This window comes from Sphingobium mellinum (assembly GCF_037860795.1).
GTDB lineage: Bacteria > Pseudomonadota > Alphaproteobacteria > Sphingomonadales > Sphingomonadaceae > Sphingobium > Sphingobium mellinum.
Genome location: NZ_JBANRK010000001.1, coordinates 413,488 through 428,213 on the forward strand (window position 1 = coordinate 413,488; position 14,726 = coordinate 428,213).

A 14,726-nucleotide genomic window follows, 5' to 3' on the forward strand; every position below is an offset into this window, starting at 1 on the left:
AAGGAGATTCGGCATGACCCGCAGTTTGACGGTTTTTGCAGGTGAACGGCTGATCGCAATGGGCGACGAAGATGACGTGCGCGCGGCCCTCCTTGCCGGGGGTGGAGACGCGCAGAATCTTCTGATGTTCGATGATGCCACGGGCAGGCAGGTGGACATCGATCTGCGTGAACCGGCAGAGGTAAGCCCGCGCGGCCGGGGCAGGCCAAGGCTGGGCGTACAGCCACGCGAAGTGACACTGCTCCCCCGGCACTGGGAATGGCTCGCGGCACAGCCCGGCGGCGCCTCGGTCACGTTGCGGCGCCTGGTGGAGGCGGCGCGAAAGGCGGCGCAGGAACGACCATCACCCCGCGCGGCGATGGATGCGGCCTATCATTTCCTGACCGTGATGGCAGGCGACCGTCCCGGCTATGAAGCCGCCATCCGCGCTCTCTATGCAAAGGATCGGGCCGGGTTCGATCAGGCGTCGGAAGGCTGGCCGCGCGCCATTTGCGATCATGGTCGAGCGTTGGCCGCACCCGCCTTCGTCTGACCTGGCCCGCTCCGCGCGGCTTGCGCCACCCGGATACCCGGGCACGCGGCCGGATCGGCCAGTCCCTCGGCGATCCAGTCGCCTTCAACATGTCGGTAGGCGACATGATGGCCCCGCTGGAAGCTGGCCCCGTCCCATACCACCACCTCCAGTTCGATCTCGTCGTTGCGCCGCACATGCAGCCAGTTGAAGCTTTGCGGCTCCGCGTTGCGCAATCGGGTGGAGGTGGCGGTGCCCGCTTGTATCACCAGCGCGCCGCCGGCATGGGCGACCATCTTCTGCGCGGCGGCGGCATAGGTCCGGTGAAAATGGCCGGCGAGCGCTATATGGATGCCCGCGTCCGCCGCCGCGGCCACCGCATCCTGATGCCGTCCGACCGCTTCGCTCAATTCACTGCCCTTGCCGATCGGCATGGAAAAAAGCGGATGGTGCGTGACCAGGATGCGCGTCCTGTCCGCCGGGACAGGCGCGAAACGCTCGCGCAGCATCCGGATCTGGTCATGGTTGATCCGCCCATCCTTGATGGTCAGCGACCGCGCCGTATTCAGTCCCAAGATCGCGACCTCCCCATCCTCATACCAGGGGCAGGGATCGCTGCTGATATAGCGCTTGTAGCGCCGCAGGGGCGCGCCGAAGCGGCGGGCAAGGTCGTAAAGCGGCACGTCATGATTGCCGGGGATGACAAGCAGCCGCATGCCTGCCGCGCGCAGCCTGCCAAGCCAGGCAGCCGCCTCGCGAAACTGCTCCACCCGTGCCCGCTGCGTGAAATCGCCGCTGATGATCACACAATCGGGTTGGTTCTGCTGGAGCCAGGCTTCGGCAGCGGACACGATCCTCGGATCATGCGCGCCGAAGTGGATGTCGGACAGATGAGCGATGCGGGCCATGGCGTTCCAACGAGCATTCGCGCGCTTTTGTTGCGGCTGGACCCGATCGGCGGGTGACGAGTTGTAGCGGCATGGAAACGAATAGCCTGCCGCGCGAAGCGGTGTTGATCGTCAACGTCCACAGCCGGAAGGGCGAGGCGCTATTCACCCAGGCCAGGGACAAGCTGGAGCAAGCCGGCGTACGGCTGATCGCCGCCCATGCCGTGCATGACCCCGACCAAATGCAGCAGACCGTCCGCGACGCGGTGGCGACCGGCGTCCCCATGGTGATCGTCGGCGGGGGCGACGGATCGCTTTCCGGCACGGTCGATGAACTGGTCGGCAAGGACTGCGTGTTCGGGGTACTGCCGCTGGGCACGGCGAACAGCTTCGCACGGACGCTCGGCATCCCGCTCGACCTTGACGGCGCGGTGGAAGTGATCGCGTCCGGCCGTCGGCGGCGCATCGACCTGGGCATGATCGGCCATGATTATTTCGTCAATGCCGCCTCGCTGGGTCTTTCACCGATGATCGGCAGGACGGTGCCGCATGAGCTCAAGCGCTATCTCGGCCGGGTCGGCTATCTGCTCTGGGCCGTGAAATGCTCCTTCGCCTTCCGCGCCTTCCGCCTGACGATCGACGACGGGCAAGGGGAAAAGCGGATGTGGTCGACCGAGGTACGAATTCTGAACGGTTCCTATCATGGCGGGGTCGAACTGTCCGAACGCGCCGATGTCGACACTGGCGAGTTGGTTGTGCAGGCCGTTGTCGGCCGCAGCCATGCGCGGCTTGCCTGGGACTGGTACGCCAAATTCTTCAAACTGCGCGACCGCGATTCCCATACGGAGGAGTTTCGCGGACGGTCCTTTCGCATCGAAACCCGTCCCAGCCAGCGCATCTCGATAGACGGCGAAGTGTTGGCCTCCACGCCCGCGAGGGCTAAGGTCGCGGCGGGTGCCATCGAAGTGGCCGTAACAGCCTGATACTCGCCGCTGTAGCGAATCAGACGGGGGACGAATCAGGCAGGGCGGTGCCCTTTGCGCCACTTCGTCAGAAGATGCCGCGCCAGCATCATCGGCGGCATCCGCAGCCAGTGCGAGCGGATATAAAAGGCAAAACGCAGCATCTTGCGCTGTTCCCGCCCCCACCCATCCCGCGCGAGCAGTCGGAGCAGCACGAGCCGATCCCAAAGGGTCAACCTCGCCCGGCCCTCGCCATATAGCCTGTCCGCGAGCCGTCGCGCCTGCCGTACATGCGGAACAAGGCTGTGCCGTGCGGCGCGCCGATCCAGCCGGTCGGGCTCCACCTCCGCCAGCAGGCAATGAATGTCCCACAGGTTCCGCAGCCCGCCGGCGAGATCACCATCGGCCAACATGTGGGCTACCGCATGACAGACCCGGTCCTCCGGCGTCAGGACCCATAATCCATCAGTGATTGGAACCGCGTCCTCCAGCATCGCTTCGGCGTCAGGCGTCTGGCGCGCGGTCAGCGGCAATATCGTATGATGCACGTCGATCATCCGGTCGCGATCGCGATGGATCAGCGGCGGCAATTCGTGCATCCACTGGCGATAATAGGCATCGTCATAGGGATCGTCCTTGACCCATTCCCATCCCGCGCGGATCAGCCGATCCTCGACCGCCTTCATCGCCGCGCGCGGCACCAATATGTCAAGATCGCCAATGAACCGGCCTTGCCCCGCCCACAGTTCGGCAGCTGCATAAGCCGTGCCCTTCAGCAGCACGACCGGCACGTCGAGGTCGGCCAGCGCCTCTGCCGCCCGATCCGCCTCCCACAGCGCCTGTCGCGCCTCTCGCCCAGCCTCGCGCCTGGCATCGGCAAGGATGGGCCGCACGGCATCCGGCACCTGTCGGTCGTCAACACGCAACGCCAGCGTGCCGATCAGCCGTTCGGCCCGCGCGGCGGCAATCACTCCATTCCACTGCACGCCATCGAAAGTGGCGACGAAATCAGGATCGCGCAGCGCACGCACGACCGCCGCCGCGCTCATGCCAGTTCCTCCCACAGCGCCTCGACCATGGCGATGGCTTGCTCGCCGGTCGGGAAATCGATCGCTCGCGCCGGCACGGTTTTGACGAAGCGCGTCAGCGCCGTGAAGCCTCCTTCTCCCAGCGCGACATAGTTGGTCGACGCCTGGGTAAGCCGCATGAAGGCTTCCCCCTGCCCCACCGGACGAATGTCGGGCGCGTAGCCGAAACGAGGAAACAACAGCATGGCCGGCGGCGCGGCTTGCCCCATCCGGGCCACCGCGTCGGATCGTGGCACGAGATGGCGGATATCGCCCTTGGCCGTCGCGGCAAGCATCGGCCCCATCCGCTCCGCCGGCGCATGCGCCGCCATTGCGTCGATCGCGCCATTCTTGAGCGAGACAAGCCGGGGAAAGGGGAAGACATGGCCGCTGCCCAGGTCCAGAAGGGCGAACTCATCGCCCATCAGCCGCCAACCCCGCTCCCCCAGCATGGCAGCCAATGTCGACTTGCCCGACCCTGACTCGCCGGTCATCACCAGCGCCTTGCCATGCTTTTCAACGCTGGACGCGTGGAGCAGCACATGCCGCCGCCAGCCCAGCGCCATCTGCAGGTTCATGCCCATTTCCGCCGCAAGCAGCCCATGCGCGAGGCTCATCGGCGCGGCGTCGGCAAGGCCGTGGTCGCCGGTGATGAAGATGGAGGGCCGCAGCCAGCGCCGAAGCATCCCGGCGGGTTCCAGCCGCACGCTGAAATCCGCGACCTCTCCCTGAGGCTGGGGATAGTCGGCGTAGAGTCTTGCGAGCATTTCGACCGGCTGCCGCCAGGCCGACCCGATCCGGAACGTCGCCGGTCCGATTCTGAGCGCAAGCTGATGTTTCACTGCGCCGGCACCAGTCCAAGCGAAGCCAGCTCTTGCAGATGTGCCTCGATCTGGGCGATCGCCTCCGCTTCCGGCCCCAGGTCATAATCACGCGCCAGCCGCGCGTGGACCTCCGCCGCGCTCATCGACGTGCCGTCGCGCAGCGCCTGCAATATCTCGGGCACCGGACTAATCACCATATGCGTCTGCCCCGACGCACGATGGTAGAGCAGCGTGATGTCCTCCAGCACGCAGGGTATAATTGCCCCGCTGCCATAGGGGCCATAACGGCGCTCTGCTTCCACGACCTGCCCTTTACGGATATGCGTCGCCCCTGCTGTAGCGCAGAGGAGTAAGCAGGTGCCTAACGCGGCATTTGCAATGACGCGTAGCAGGTAAAGCCGCTCGTCCCCGATTGGAGACGGCGGATATAGTTGAGATAGGCCTGATTCTGGTCGTAGCTGGTGCCAGGCAGCGGCCGGCCTCCCAGCGCCTGGCGGACCTGATCGCCGGTGAACGCCCGCCCGGCCGATGGGTATGCGCCCGGCGTGCCAGCCGGCACCACCTGACCATTGGGGGCGATATAGCTGCCGGCGCGCGCCTGGTCGGGAACCGGAATGGTGCAATTGAGCACCGAGGCCGCCGTGCTGGCGAGTGCTGGCCGGATCGACACGATCGCGGACGCCGCCACGGCGCCCCCTATCAGCAGCTGACGGCGGGAAGCCCCGCCCGGCGCGACGCTATCGTCCGTGTCTTGCGGCTGGGGCCGGTCAGGCAATTGCTCGCTCATATCCTCATGATCCGCTATCGCGCTTGCCAAAGCGTAAAGTTTGGACGCTAAGGCCGCAGCCATTGCAGTAAATGCGACGGGAATCCAGCACGGTAACCATGAATCGACTGACGACTTCTCAGATCACTGCCTCGCTGGCCGTATTGCTGCTTGCCTCAGGCAGCACCCTGCTGCTCGGCGTATCCCCCATTGCCGTCGCCCTTCCAGCGCTGGCGGGGGTCGCCGTCCTGCTCATCACGGTCCAGGGCGCCGCTATCACACAACCGCCAACGGCCGAACCTCCGCCCGACATCGTGCTTCTGCCTGCCTTCGCCGACCTGCTTGAGGGCATTCCCGATCCGCTGCTGCTGATCGAAAGGGGACGGATCATTCGCGCGAACCGCTCTGCCCGGCGGCTGCTCGGCTCGCACATCGAGGGAGAGGATGCGCGCATCGCCATCCGCCACCCGGCCGCGGCGGAGCGGCTCGCCAGCCAGGCCGCCATGGCTGAGCCTGCCATGATCGAACTGGTCGGTCTCGGCACCCGTGACCAGCGCTGGCAAATGCGGATCGCACCCCTGGGCGACATCGGTCAGGGGCGCCGACTGGTTCATCTGGTCGATCATAGCGGGGCCTATGCGGCCGAGCGGATGCGTGTCGATTTCGTTGCCAATGCCAGCCATGAACTGCGCACGCCCCTGGCCGGCATATTGGGCTTTATCGAAACGCTCGCCGATCCGGACCTGGGCCGCGACACCGAAACGCGCCAACGCTTCCTGTCCATCATGGAGGGCGAGGCGCGCAGAATGCAGCGGCTGATTGACGATTTGATCTCGCTCTCCCGCATCGAAGCCGACAAATATCGCTCCCCCGACAGCGCGGTCGATCTCTCGGAACTGGTTGCCGAAACGGTGGCTATTTTCCGCACCAGTCATGGCGAGCGCGGCAAGGATGTGGAGATGGAACTGACGGCCGGCCTGCGGCCCGTGCAGGGGGATCGCGCGCAGCTGTCCCAACTGCTCCACAATCTGATCGGCAATTCGGTCAAATATGGCAAGCCCGGAAGCCCGATACGGGTGACGGTGACCGAAGGGCCGAGCGGCATGTCGAAGCTGGTCGTCGCGGATGAGGGCGATGGCATCGCACCCGATCACCTGCCGCGGCTGACGGAACGCTTTTATCGTGTGGATTCGGGGCGGAGCCGCGCGATAGGGGGCACGGGTCTCGGGCTTGCCATCGTAAAGCATATCGTGGAGCGTCACCGGGGCCGACTCGACATCGCCAGCATTGTTGGCAAGGGCACCACGATATCGGTGCTGCTGCCGCCCATGGTGGAGGCACAAAAAGGGGCAACGGCAAGGACGTGATCGCAATTCTGCGGTCCACCCTGCCGCTTTCCCGTTCGATGTCATAAAAGTGCAATTGGATTGTCACAAAGGCGCGATGTACCGCGGCTAGGCGGCTGTCCATGGGGGGCAGCGACATGCGAATCGCGGCCTGGACTATGGAGGTTTTCCGTGAAGCATTTTGTCTTGTTCGCCGCCACGGCTGCGGCCGCCCTCTCTCTCGCCGGCTGCGGTCAACAGTCGGGCGGCGGGTCCAGCGGTACGCGCGATCAGATCCGCGCTGTGGGCTCCTCGACGGTTTACCCCTTCGCCACCGCGGTTGCTGAAATGTTCGTGTCGGGCAATCCCGGCATGAAGTCCCCGATCATCGAATCGACTGGCACCGGCGGCGGCATGAAGCTGTTTTGCGCGGGCGTCGGCGCTCAGCATCCCGATATCGCTGACGCATCGCGTCGGATGAAGAAAAAGGAATTTGAGGACTGCCAGAAGAATGGCGTCAAGGACATCGTCGAGATCCAGGTGGGCGTCGACGGCCTCGCTTTCGCGGAATCGAACAAGGGCCCAGGTTTCAAGCTGACGCCGAAGATCGTCTATGAGGCGCTGGCCGCCAATCCCTATGGCAAGGGTCCCAACAAGGCCCAGACCTGGAAGGATGTTGATCCCAGCCTGCCCGCCACCCCGATTTCCGTTTTCGGCCCCCCCTCGACCAGCGGCACCCGCGACTCGCTCGCCGAACTGATCCTGACGAAGGGCTGCGAAACCGATCCGGCGATGGGAACGCTCAAGAAGAAGAACGAGGACGAATTCAAGGCCACCTGCACGCGCATTCGCGAGGATGGCAAATATGTGGATTCGGGCGAGAATGATAACCTCATCGTTCAGAAACTGGCGGCCAACCCCAACGCGCTGGGCGTGTTCGGCTTCAGCTACCTGGAAGAAAACAGGGATTCCCTGAAGGACGTGCCGATCAACGGCGTGGAAGCGACCTATGAGACGGTGTCGTCGGGCACCTATCCGGGCGCGCGCCCCCTCTTCATTTACGTGAAGAAAGCGCACATGGCGGCCATTCCGGGCCTGCAGGCCTATCTCAACACCTTCGCGGCCAATTGGGATCCCAATGGCGCGTTGACGAAGCGCGGCATGGTCGCGGCCCCCGACACCGTCCGCAAGGCCAGCGCCGAAGCGGTGAAGTCGCTGCCCGTCCTCGACGGTTCGCAGCTGAAATAAAGAAATCCAGATGACAGGTCCTGCAATCCTCCTGCTGCTGGCTGGCCTGGGCGCAATCGCCTGGGTCACCGCCCGTGCCCGTGCGCTGCGGCTTCAAACCGCGGCGCGGGCATCGGGCCGCCGTGACGCCGTGCACAGCCTGCCCGGCTATCACGGCTGGTATGTCGCGCTCTGGACGCTGGTCCCGGCCGGCATCTTCCTGGCGGTGTGGGCCAATGTCGCTCCCGGTCTGGTGACGCAGGCTGTGCTGGGCAGTCCGGCGGCGCAAAGCCTGCCTGCCGATTCCTTCACCCGTTCGTCCGTCCTGGCTGAAGCGCGGGCGATCGCCGTGGGCAGCCAGGCTGCAGCATTCAACCCGCTCTCGCAGGGCCTTGTCGAACCCTATAGGGCCGCCATCGGCAAATATGGCATGGCCGGCGCGGCGCTCGCGCTGGTGCTTGCCTTTGCCGGTGGCGCCTATGCCTTCACTCGCGTCCGTGCCGATTTCCGCGCGCGAACGCGGGTCGAGCGCATCGTCATGGCGGTGCTGCTGCTCGCCTCGCTGCTCGCCATTGTCACCACATTGGGCATCGTCGCGTCCCTGCTGTGGCAAAGTTTCCGTTTCTTTTCGATGGTGAGCCCGGTCGATTTCCTGTTCGGCACCAAATGGAGCCCGCAATCGGCCGCGCTTGGCTATGGCAATGAAAATGCGTTCGGCGCCGTGCCGCTATTCTGGGGCACCATCTTCATCGGGGCGATCATCGCCATGGCCGTCGCCATACCGCTCGGCCTGATGAGCGCCATCTACCTTACTCAATATGCCCGGCCGCAGGTTCGCAAATGGATGAAGCCGATCCTTGAGGTTCTCGCCGGCGTGCCGACGGTGGTCTATGGCTATTTCGCCGCGTTGACCGTGGCACCAGCGCTGCGCGATTTCGCCGTCGCTATCGGTATCAGCGGCGCCTCTTCGGAAAGCGCGCTCGCCGCCGGCCTTGTGATGGGGGTAATGATCATCCCCTTCGTCTCGTCCATGGCTGACGACAGCATCGCCGCCGTGCCGCAGTCGATGCGCGACGGCAGCCTGGCGATGGGCGCCACGACCAGCGAGACGATCCGCAAGGTGCTGATCCCCGCTGCCCTGCCCGGCGTCGTCGGCGGCGTGTTGCTGGCCGTCAGCCGTGCAATCGGTGAGACCATGATCGTCGTCATGGCGGCGGGACTTGCCGCCAACCTCACCCTCAACCCCTTCGCCAGCGTGACGACGGTGACGACGCAGATCGTCCAGTTGCTGACCGGCGACCAGGAGTTTGACAGCGCCAAGACGCTGGCGGCCTTCGCGCTTGGGCTCGTCCTCTTCATCGTCACCCTGCTGCTCAACATCGTGGCCCTGCGGGTCGTGAAGAAATACCGTGAGGCATACGAATGATGACCGCCGAACGCATTCCCACGGACTGGACGTCGGATGCGATGCGCAAGCGAATCGCGCGGCGCTATGCTGCCGAACGCCGCTTCAAGGCCGCCGGCCTCTTTGCGGTGCTGCTGTCCGCCGCCTTCCTTGCCTTCCTCCTCTTCACCATGCTGGGCAACGGCTTGCGCGGCTTCACCGCCACGCAGATCGCGGTGAAAGTGGACTTCCCCGCCTCGCCGCTGCTGCTCGATCCCAATGCCATTACCGACCAGGCGCTGGCCAATGCCAACCTGCCGATGGTGACGGGCGAGGTCGTCAAAAAGGCGCTGGGCCCCGATGCAGAGGAGTGGGTGGCACCGACCGCCTGGACCGTGCTGCGCGACCGCATCAAGGCCGATCCCAAGATTCTGTCGCGAACCGAGACGATCAAGCTGCCCGCCGCGACCGCCCTTGATCTTGCCGCCAAGAGCGATGGATCGCCCGAGGCCGAGGCTGCCGTGAACCGCCTCGACAAGGCGGGCCTTCTCTCCACCAGCATCAACTGGAATTTCCTGAGCGCCAGCGACGGCACCGATCCGACCCAGGTCGGCATCTGGGGCGCCTTCAAGGGGTCGTTGCTCACGATGCTGATCACCCTGTTGCTCAGCTTCCCGATCGGCGTCGCGACGGCCGTCTACCTGGAGGAATATGCGCGCAAGAACTGGCTGACCGACATTATCGAAGTGTCGATCAACAATCTTGCCGCCGTGCCGTCGATCATCTTCGGCCTGCTCGGACTGTCGATCTTCCTCAATTTCCTGCACCTGCCCCGTTCAGCCGCGCTCGTCGGTGGCATGACGCTGGCGTTGATGACCATGCCGGTCATCGTCATCGCGGGGCGCAACGCGATCAAGTCCGTGCCCCCCAGCATCCGCGACGCGGCGCTCGGCATAGGTGCCAGCCCCGTGCAGGTCGTCTTCCACCATGTCCTGCCGCTCGCCCTGCCCGGCATCCTGACGGGCACGATCATCGGCATGGCCCGGGCGCTCGGTGAAACGGCACCGCTGCTGATGATCGGCATGCGCGCCTTCATCGCGACACCGCCGGGCGGCATAACCGATCCGGCGACCGTGCTTCCGGTGCAGATCTTCCTCTGGTCCGACGAAGTGTCCAAGGGCTTTGTCGAAAAGACCTCTGCCGCGATCATCGTCCTGCTGGTCTTCCTGCTCGCGATGAACGGGCTCGCCATCTACCTGCGCAACAAGTTCGAACAACGGTGGTAAACATGATGCACGAACCGCAAACACTGGTGCCCGCCACCGAAACCAAGATGACCGCGCGCGACGTGAAGGTCTTCTACGGCGAAAAACAGGCGATCAAGGGCGTCTCCATCGACGTCGACATGGACAATGTCACGGCCTTCATCGGGCCGTCCGGCTGCGGCAAGTCGACCTTCCTACGGACGCTGAACCGCATGAACGACACGGTGGCGAGCGCCCGCACCGAAGGCACGATCACGCTCGACGGTGAGGACATCTACGCGTCCAGCATGGACGTCGTGCAGCTGCGCGCCCGCGTCGGCATGGTGTTCCAGAAGCCCAACCCCTTCCCCAAGTCGATCTACGAGAATATCGCCTACGGCCCGCGCATCCATGGCCTCGCCGGTTCGCGAGCCGACCTGGACGTGATCGTCGAAAAGTCGCTGCGCCGGGCGGGCCTGTGGGAAGAGGTGAAGGATCGCCTGCACGACAGCGGCACTGCGCTGTCGGGCGGGCAGCAGCAGCGCCTGTGCATCGGCCGCGCCATCGCCGTCGAACCGGAAGTCATCCTGATGGACGAACCCTGCTCCGCGCTCGACCCGATCGCCACCGCAAAGATCGAGGAACTGATCCACGAACTGCGCGGCCGCTATGCGATCGTCATCGTCACCCACAATATGCAGCAGGCCGCCCGCGTGTCGCAGCGCACGGCCTTCTTCCACCTGGGCGAACTGGTCGAATATGGCGTGACTTCGGACATCTTCACCAATCCGCGGCAAGAGCGGACCAAGGATTACATCACCGGCCGCTACGGCTGATCAGAGGGATTTCAAGCCGGATGGTGGCATCTGGCGCTCGGAAATCACGGCAAAGAAGTCCGGTATCGATCCCATCAGGGCCGACACCATCGGAGTACCGACATATGGCAGAACATACGATCAAGGCATTCGACGAGGATATCGACAAGCTGCGCGGCCTCATCGCCGAAATGGGCGGTCGCGCCGAAGCAGCGATCGAAAACGCGATGCAGGCCCTGCAGCGCCATGATCGAGCGCTCGCCGCTCAAGTCGTCGCTGACGACAAGCGCATCGACGCGATCGAGGCAGAGGTGGAAAAGCTGGTCATCCAGGTTATCGCCCTGCGCGCGCCCATGGCGAACGATCTGCGCGATGTCATCGCCGCGCTCAAGATCGTCGGCGTCGTCGAGCGGATCGGCGACTATGCGAAGAATATAGCCAAGCGGGTGCCGATGATCGCGGCCAACCAGCGCACGCTGGAACCCGTTTCGCTGCTTCCCTCCATGGGCCAGGTCGCCGGCGAGATGGTGCATGATGCGCTCAACGCCTTCGCCGCGCGCGATGCGGACCTGGCGCTGGCGGTGGTCGATCGCGACACGGTGGTCGACGATTTTTACAGCAGCGTCTTCCGCAGTCTCGTCACCTACATGGTCGAAAATCCCAAGACGATCAGCGAATGCGCTCACCTGCTGTTCGTCGCCAAGAATATCGAGCGCATCGGCGACCATGCGACCAATGTCGCCGAAATGGTCTATTACGCGGCCACGGGCCAGACCCTGCCGGACCGCGAACGCGGCGGCGCCCAGCCGTCGGAGAACTGAGCATGGCGCGGGCCAAAATGCTCCTGGTCGAAGATGACGCCGCGCTTGCGGAACTCCTGATCTGGCACTTCAAGCGGGAAGATTTCGACGTTGCCCATACGGTCGACGGCGAGGAAGCGCTGCTCATGGCGCAGGAAACCGCACCCGACATCGTGCTGCTCGACTGGATGGTCGAAAGCCTTTCGGGCATCGAGGTCTGCCGCCGCCTGCGCCGCATGAACGGCACGGCCAATGTGCCGATCATCATGCTGACCGCGCGCGGCGAGGAAGAGGATCGCGTCCGCGGCCTGGAAACCGGGGCGGACGATTATGTCACCAAGCCTTTCTCGCCGCGCGAACTGGTCGCCCGCGTCGGCGCTGTTCTGCGCCGCGTCCGTCCGGCGCTCGCAGGCGAGACGCTGACCTTTGCCGACGTGGAGATGGACACGGTCGGCCACAAGGTTCGTCGTAACGGTCAGGTGGTCCCGCTCGGCCCCACGGAATTCCGGCTGCTCAAGCATTTCCTGGAGCATCCCGGCTGGGTCTTTTCGCGCGAGCGGCTGCTCGACAGCGTCTGGGGGCAGGACAGCGATATCGAACTGCGCACCGTCGACGTGCACATCCGTCGCCTGCGCAAGGCAATCAATGCCGATGGCAAATATCATGACATCATCCGCACCGTCCGGTCGGCCGGCTATGCCCTTGATACGGATGGGGTGGGGTAAGCCGGCGCCCGAAAAAGCGAAGCCCCGGCCCGTTCATCCGACGGATTCGGTTTACCCTGATGTGGGTCTCAGGCCGCCTTGCGCGCCTTTACCAGCTTCTTCATCAGCATGTCGCGCTTCAGCCGTGACAAGTGATCGATGAAGAGCACGCCCTGCAGATGGTCCATTTCATGCTGCAGGCAGGTCGCCAGCAGGCCCTCCAGCTGCTCCTCGTGAATGCGGCCTTCCCGGTCCATCCAGCTTGCGCGGATGGAGGCGGGACGCTCGACCTCCGCGAACTGGTCGGGCACCGACAAGCAGCCTTCATTATAGACTGACAGCTCCTCGGACCCGCCAAGGATCTCGGGATTGATGAAGACCAGCGGCTTCTTGACCGGCGGCGCCCCTTCCTCGTCGGACTCCGGCTCCTGCAGGTCGATCACCAGCACACGCTTGGGCACGCCGACCTGGATCGCCGCCAGACCGATGCCCGGGGCGTCGTACATCGTTTCGAACATATCATCGATCAGACGCTGCAGATCGTCATCGATCGCCTCCACCGGAGACGAAATGGTACGCAGGCGCGGGTCTGGCGCCTCAAGGATCGGAAGAATGGCCATCGATGCAAAATAGCCCGACAGCCGCGAAAATTCAAGCGACCGGCCGCCGCGCCCGCAACGCCTGGGCCAACGTCCCCTCGTCCAGATAGTCCAGTTCACCGCCGACCGGCACGCCATGCGCCAGCTGCGTCAGCCGCACAGGGAATCGCTCCAGCCGCTCGGCGAGATAATGGGCGGTCGTCTGCCCCTCCAGCGTCGCATTCATCGCCAGCACCACTTCGTCGATACCGCCCTTTTCGACCCGGGCGACCAGCGCGTCGATGGACAGATCCTCCGGCCGCACGCCCTCCAGCGCCGACAGGCGTCCGCCCAGCACGTGGAAGCGCCCCGGAAACAGGCGCGACTTGTCGAGCGCCCACAGGTCGGCCACATCCTCCACCACGCACAGAGCCCGGGCGTCGCGGCGCGGATCGGCGCAGATGCCACACGGGTCCACCGTATCGACATTGCCGCAAATGCCGCAGGTCACGAGCCGCTCGTTGACCGCATCCAGCGCGCGCAACAACGGCTCCAGCGCGCTCTCGCGCTTTTTGAGCAGGTGCAGGACGGCCCGCCGCGCCGAGCGGGGGCCAAGGCCCGGCAGGCGGGACAGCGCCTGCGTCAGCGCGTCGATCTCGGGAGAAGCCATCGGCCGAGATAAGGGCTTGCAAGTGATCGGCACAAGGGGTTTGAGAGGCCATCATGCGTATCGTCTATATGGGCACCCCCGAATTCGCCGTTCCGGCGCTGGCCGCGCTGGCAGGTGCCGGTCATGAGATCGCCGCCGTCTACAGCCAGCCACCCCGCCCGGCCGGCCGTGGCAAGGCGCTGCGCCCGTCGCCTGTCCACCAGCAGGCCGAGGCAAGGGGGATAGAGGTACGCACGCCTGTCTCGCTCAAGGACGAGGCCGTGCAGGCCGCATTTGTCGCGCTGAATGCCGATGTGGCGGTGGTCGCCGCCTATGGCCTCATCCTGCCGCGCCCCATTCTGGCCGCGCCGCGCATGGGCTGCCTCAACATCCATGCCTCGCTGTTGCCCCGGTGGCGCGGCGCGGCGCCGATCCAGCGCGCGATCCTGTCCGGCGACAATGTCACCGGCGTCACCATCATGGACATGGAAGCAGGGCTGGATACCGGGCCCATGCGGGCCAAGCATGTCACCCCGATCGAGGGCAAGACCGCCGGCGCCCTGACCGAGGAACTGGCACGGGCCGGCGCGGAGTTGATGGTGGAGGTACTGGACGACCTGCCCGCCCACCCTCCCGTGCCACAGCCGGAGGACGGGGTCACCTACGCCGCCAAGATCGAGAAGATGGAGGCGCGCCTCGATTTCACCCGCGACGCGCATCAGATCGAGCGGCAGGTCCGCGCGTTCAACCCCTTCCCCGGCGCCTTCCTCGAATATCGCGGAGAACGCTTCCGCATCCTCGCCGCCCATGTCGAGGACCATGACGGTCCGGCGGGTGAAATGCTCGACAACAGCCTGCTCATCGGCTGCGGCCACGGCGCCATCCGTCCCACCCTGATCCAGCGCGCGGGCAAGGGCGCCATGTCACCCGGCGAACTGCTCCGGGGCTATGACATGCCCGCGGGGAGCCGCGTCGATGCCTGA

At 65.0% G+C, this 14,726-nt stretch carries 17 protein-coding genes; 10 read left to right on the forward strand and 7 right to left on the reverse strand.

What is annotated here, in order from left to right:
• Window positions 1-13 precede the first annotated feature (13 nt).
• Complete coding sequence (locus AAC640_RS02070) at window positions 14-532, forward strand: DUF2239 family protein (RefSeq protein ID WP_340264421.1); 519 nt, start codon at window positions 14-16, stop codon at window positions 530-532.
• Here the strand turns inward: AAC640_RS02070 and AAC640_RS02075 are convergent.
• Window positions 496-1,419: a metallophosphoesterase family protein gene (locus AAC640_RS02075; RefSeq protein WP_340264422.1), complete on the reverse strand. Its 924-nt coding sequence runs from the start codon at window positions 1,417-1,419 to the stop codon at window positions 496-498. The genes AAC640_RS02070 and AAC640_RS02075 overlap by 37 nt on opposite strands.
• A 71-nt stretch (window positions 1,420-1,490) precedes the next feature.
• Here AAC640_RS02075 and AAC640_RS02080 point away from each other — a divergent pair, with 71 nt between their 5' ends.
• Window positions 1,491-2,381, forward strand: a complete 891-nt coding sequence (locus tag AAC640_RS02080; RefSeq protein ID WP_340264423.1) for a diacylglycerol/lipid kinase family protein — start codon at window positions 1,491-1,493, stop codon at window positions 2,379-2,381.
• 35 nt (window positions 2,382-2,416) lie between these two features.
• On the opposite strand, the gene AAC640_RS02085 is transcribed toward AAC640_RS02080, so the two are convergent.
• Genes AAC640_RS02085 through AAC640_RS02100 form a run of 4 tightly spaced genes read right to left on the reverse strand, consistent with a single transcriptional unit; the run spans window position 2,417 to window position 5,038 of the window.
• Window positions 2,417-3,409: a nucleotidyltransferase domain-containing protein gene (locus AAC640_RS02085; protein ID WP_340264424.1), complete on the reverse strand. Its 993-nt coding sequence runs from the start codon at window positions 3,407-3,409 to the stop codon at window positions 2,417-2,419.
• A complete protein-coding gene (locus AAC640_RS02090; RefSeq protein WP_340264425.1) occupies window positions 3,406-4,269 on the reverse strand; it encodes an HprK-related kinase A in 864 nt (287 codons plus the stop codon). The genes AAC640_RS02085 and AAC640_RS02090 overlap by 4 nt, the downstream gene beginning before the upstream one ends.
• On the reverse strand, window positions 4,266-4,553 hold the full coding sequence (locus tag AAC640_RS02095) for an HPr-rel-A system PqqD family peptide chaperone (protein ID WP_340264427.1): 288 nt from the start codon (window positions 4,551-4,553) through the stop codon (window positions 4,266-4,268). Before AAC640_RS02095 ends, AAC640_RS02090 begins: the two co-directional genes overlap by 4 nt.
• Before the next feature lie 59 nt (window positions 4,554-4,612).
• The gene (locus tag AAC640_RS02100) at window positions 4,613-5,038 is read right to left on the reverse strand and encodes a hypothetical protein (RefSeq protein WP_340264428.1); all 426 of its coding nucleotides are present in this window, start codon (window positions 5,036-5,038) and stop codon (window positions 4,613-4,615) included.
• A 98-nt stretch (window positions 5,039-5,136) separates the two neighbouring features.
• On the opposite strand from AAC640_RS02100, the gene AAC640_RS02105 reads away from it, so the two are divergent.
• The 7 genes from AAC640_RS02105 (at window position 5,137) to phoB (ending at window position 12,537) form a co-directional block, all read left to right on the forward strand.
• A complete protein-coding gene (locus tag AAC640_RS02105) occupies window positions 5,137-6,384 on the forward strand; it encodes an ATP-binding protein (protein ID WP_340264429.1) in 1,248 nt (415 codons plus the stop codon).
• Between the two features lie 150 nt (window positions 6,385-6,534).
• A complete protein-coding gene (locus tag AAC640_RS02110) occupies window positions 6,535-7,590 on the forward strand; it encodes a substrate-binding domain-containing protein (protein ID WP_340264430.1) in 1,056 nt (351 codons plus the stop codon).
• A 10-nt stretch (window positions 7,591-7,600) separates the two neighbouring features.
• Window positions 7,601-8,995 carry a phosphate ABC transporter permease subunit PstC gene (pstC, locus tag AAC640_RS02115; RefSeq protein ID WP_340264431.1) on the forward strand — a complete coding sequence of 465 codons (1,395 nt, stop codon included), beginning with the start codon at window positions 7,601-7,603 and terminating at the stop codon, window positions 8,993-8,995.
• Window positions 8,995-10,239 carry a phosphate ABC transporter permease PstA gene (gene pstA, locus AAC640_RS02120; protein ID WP_340264867.1) on the forward strand — a complete coding sequence of 415 codons (1,245 nt, stop codon included), beginning with the start codon at window positions 8,995-8,997 and terminating at the stop codon, window positions 10,237-10,239. Before pstC ends, pstA begins: the two co-directional genes overlap by 1 nt.
• 5 nt (window positions 10,240-10,244) lie before the next feature.
• Window positions 10,245-11,033: a phosphate ABC transporter ATP-binding protein PstB gene (pstB, locus tag AAC640_RS02125; RefSeq protein ID WP_340264868.1), complete on the forward strand. Its 789-nt coding sequence runs from the start codon at window positions 10,245-10,247 to the stop codon at window positions 11,031-11,033.
• A 104-nt stretch (window positions 11,034-11,137) separates the two neighbouring features.
• A complete protein-coding gene (phoU, locus tag AAC640_RS02130) occupies window positions 11,138-11,833 on the forward strand; it encodes a phosphate signaling complex protein PhoU (protein WP_340264432.1) in 696 nt (231 codons plus the stop codon).
• Window positions 11,834-11,835: 2 nt separating this feature from the next.
• A complete protein-coding gene (gene phoB, locus AAC640_RS02135; protein ID WP_340264433.1) occupies window positions 11,836-12,537 on the forward strand; it encodes a phosphate regulon transcriptional regulator PhoB in 702 nt (233 codons plus the stop codon).
• 68 nt (window positions 12,538-12,605) lie between these two features.
• Here the strand turns inward: phoB and def are convergent, their stop codons facing one another.
• Entirely contained in the window at window positions 12,606-13,136 is a 531-nt protein-coding gene (gene def, locus AAC640_RS02140; protein ID WP_340264434.1) for a peptide deformylase, read from the reverse strand.
• Window positions 13,137-13,167: 31 nt separating this feature from the next.
• Window positions 13,168-13,764 (reverse strand): recombination mediator RecR, encoded by a 597-nt coding sequence (gene recR, locus AAC640_RS02145; protein ID WP_340264435.1) that lies wholly within the window; start codon window positions 13,762-13,764, stop codon window positions 13,168-13,170.
• Between the two features lie 53 nt (window positions 13,765-13,817).
• On the opposite strand from recR, the gene fmt reads away from it, so the two are divergent.
• Window positions 13,818-14,726 carry a methionyl-tRNA formyltransferase gene (fmt, locus tag AAC640_RS02150; protein WP_340264436.1) on the forward strand — a complete coding sequence of 303 codons (909 nt, stop codon included), beginning with the start codon at window positions 13,818-13,820 and terminating at the stop codon, window positions 14,724-14,726.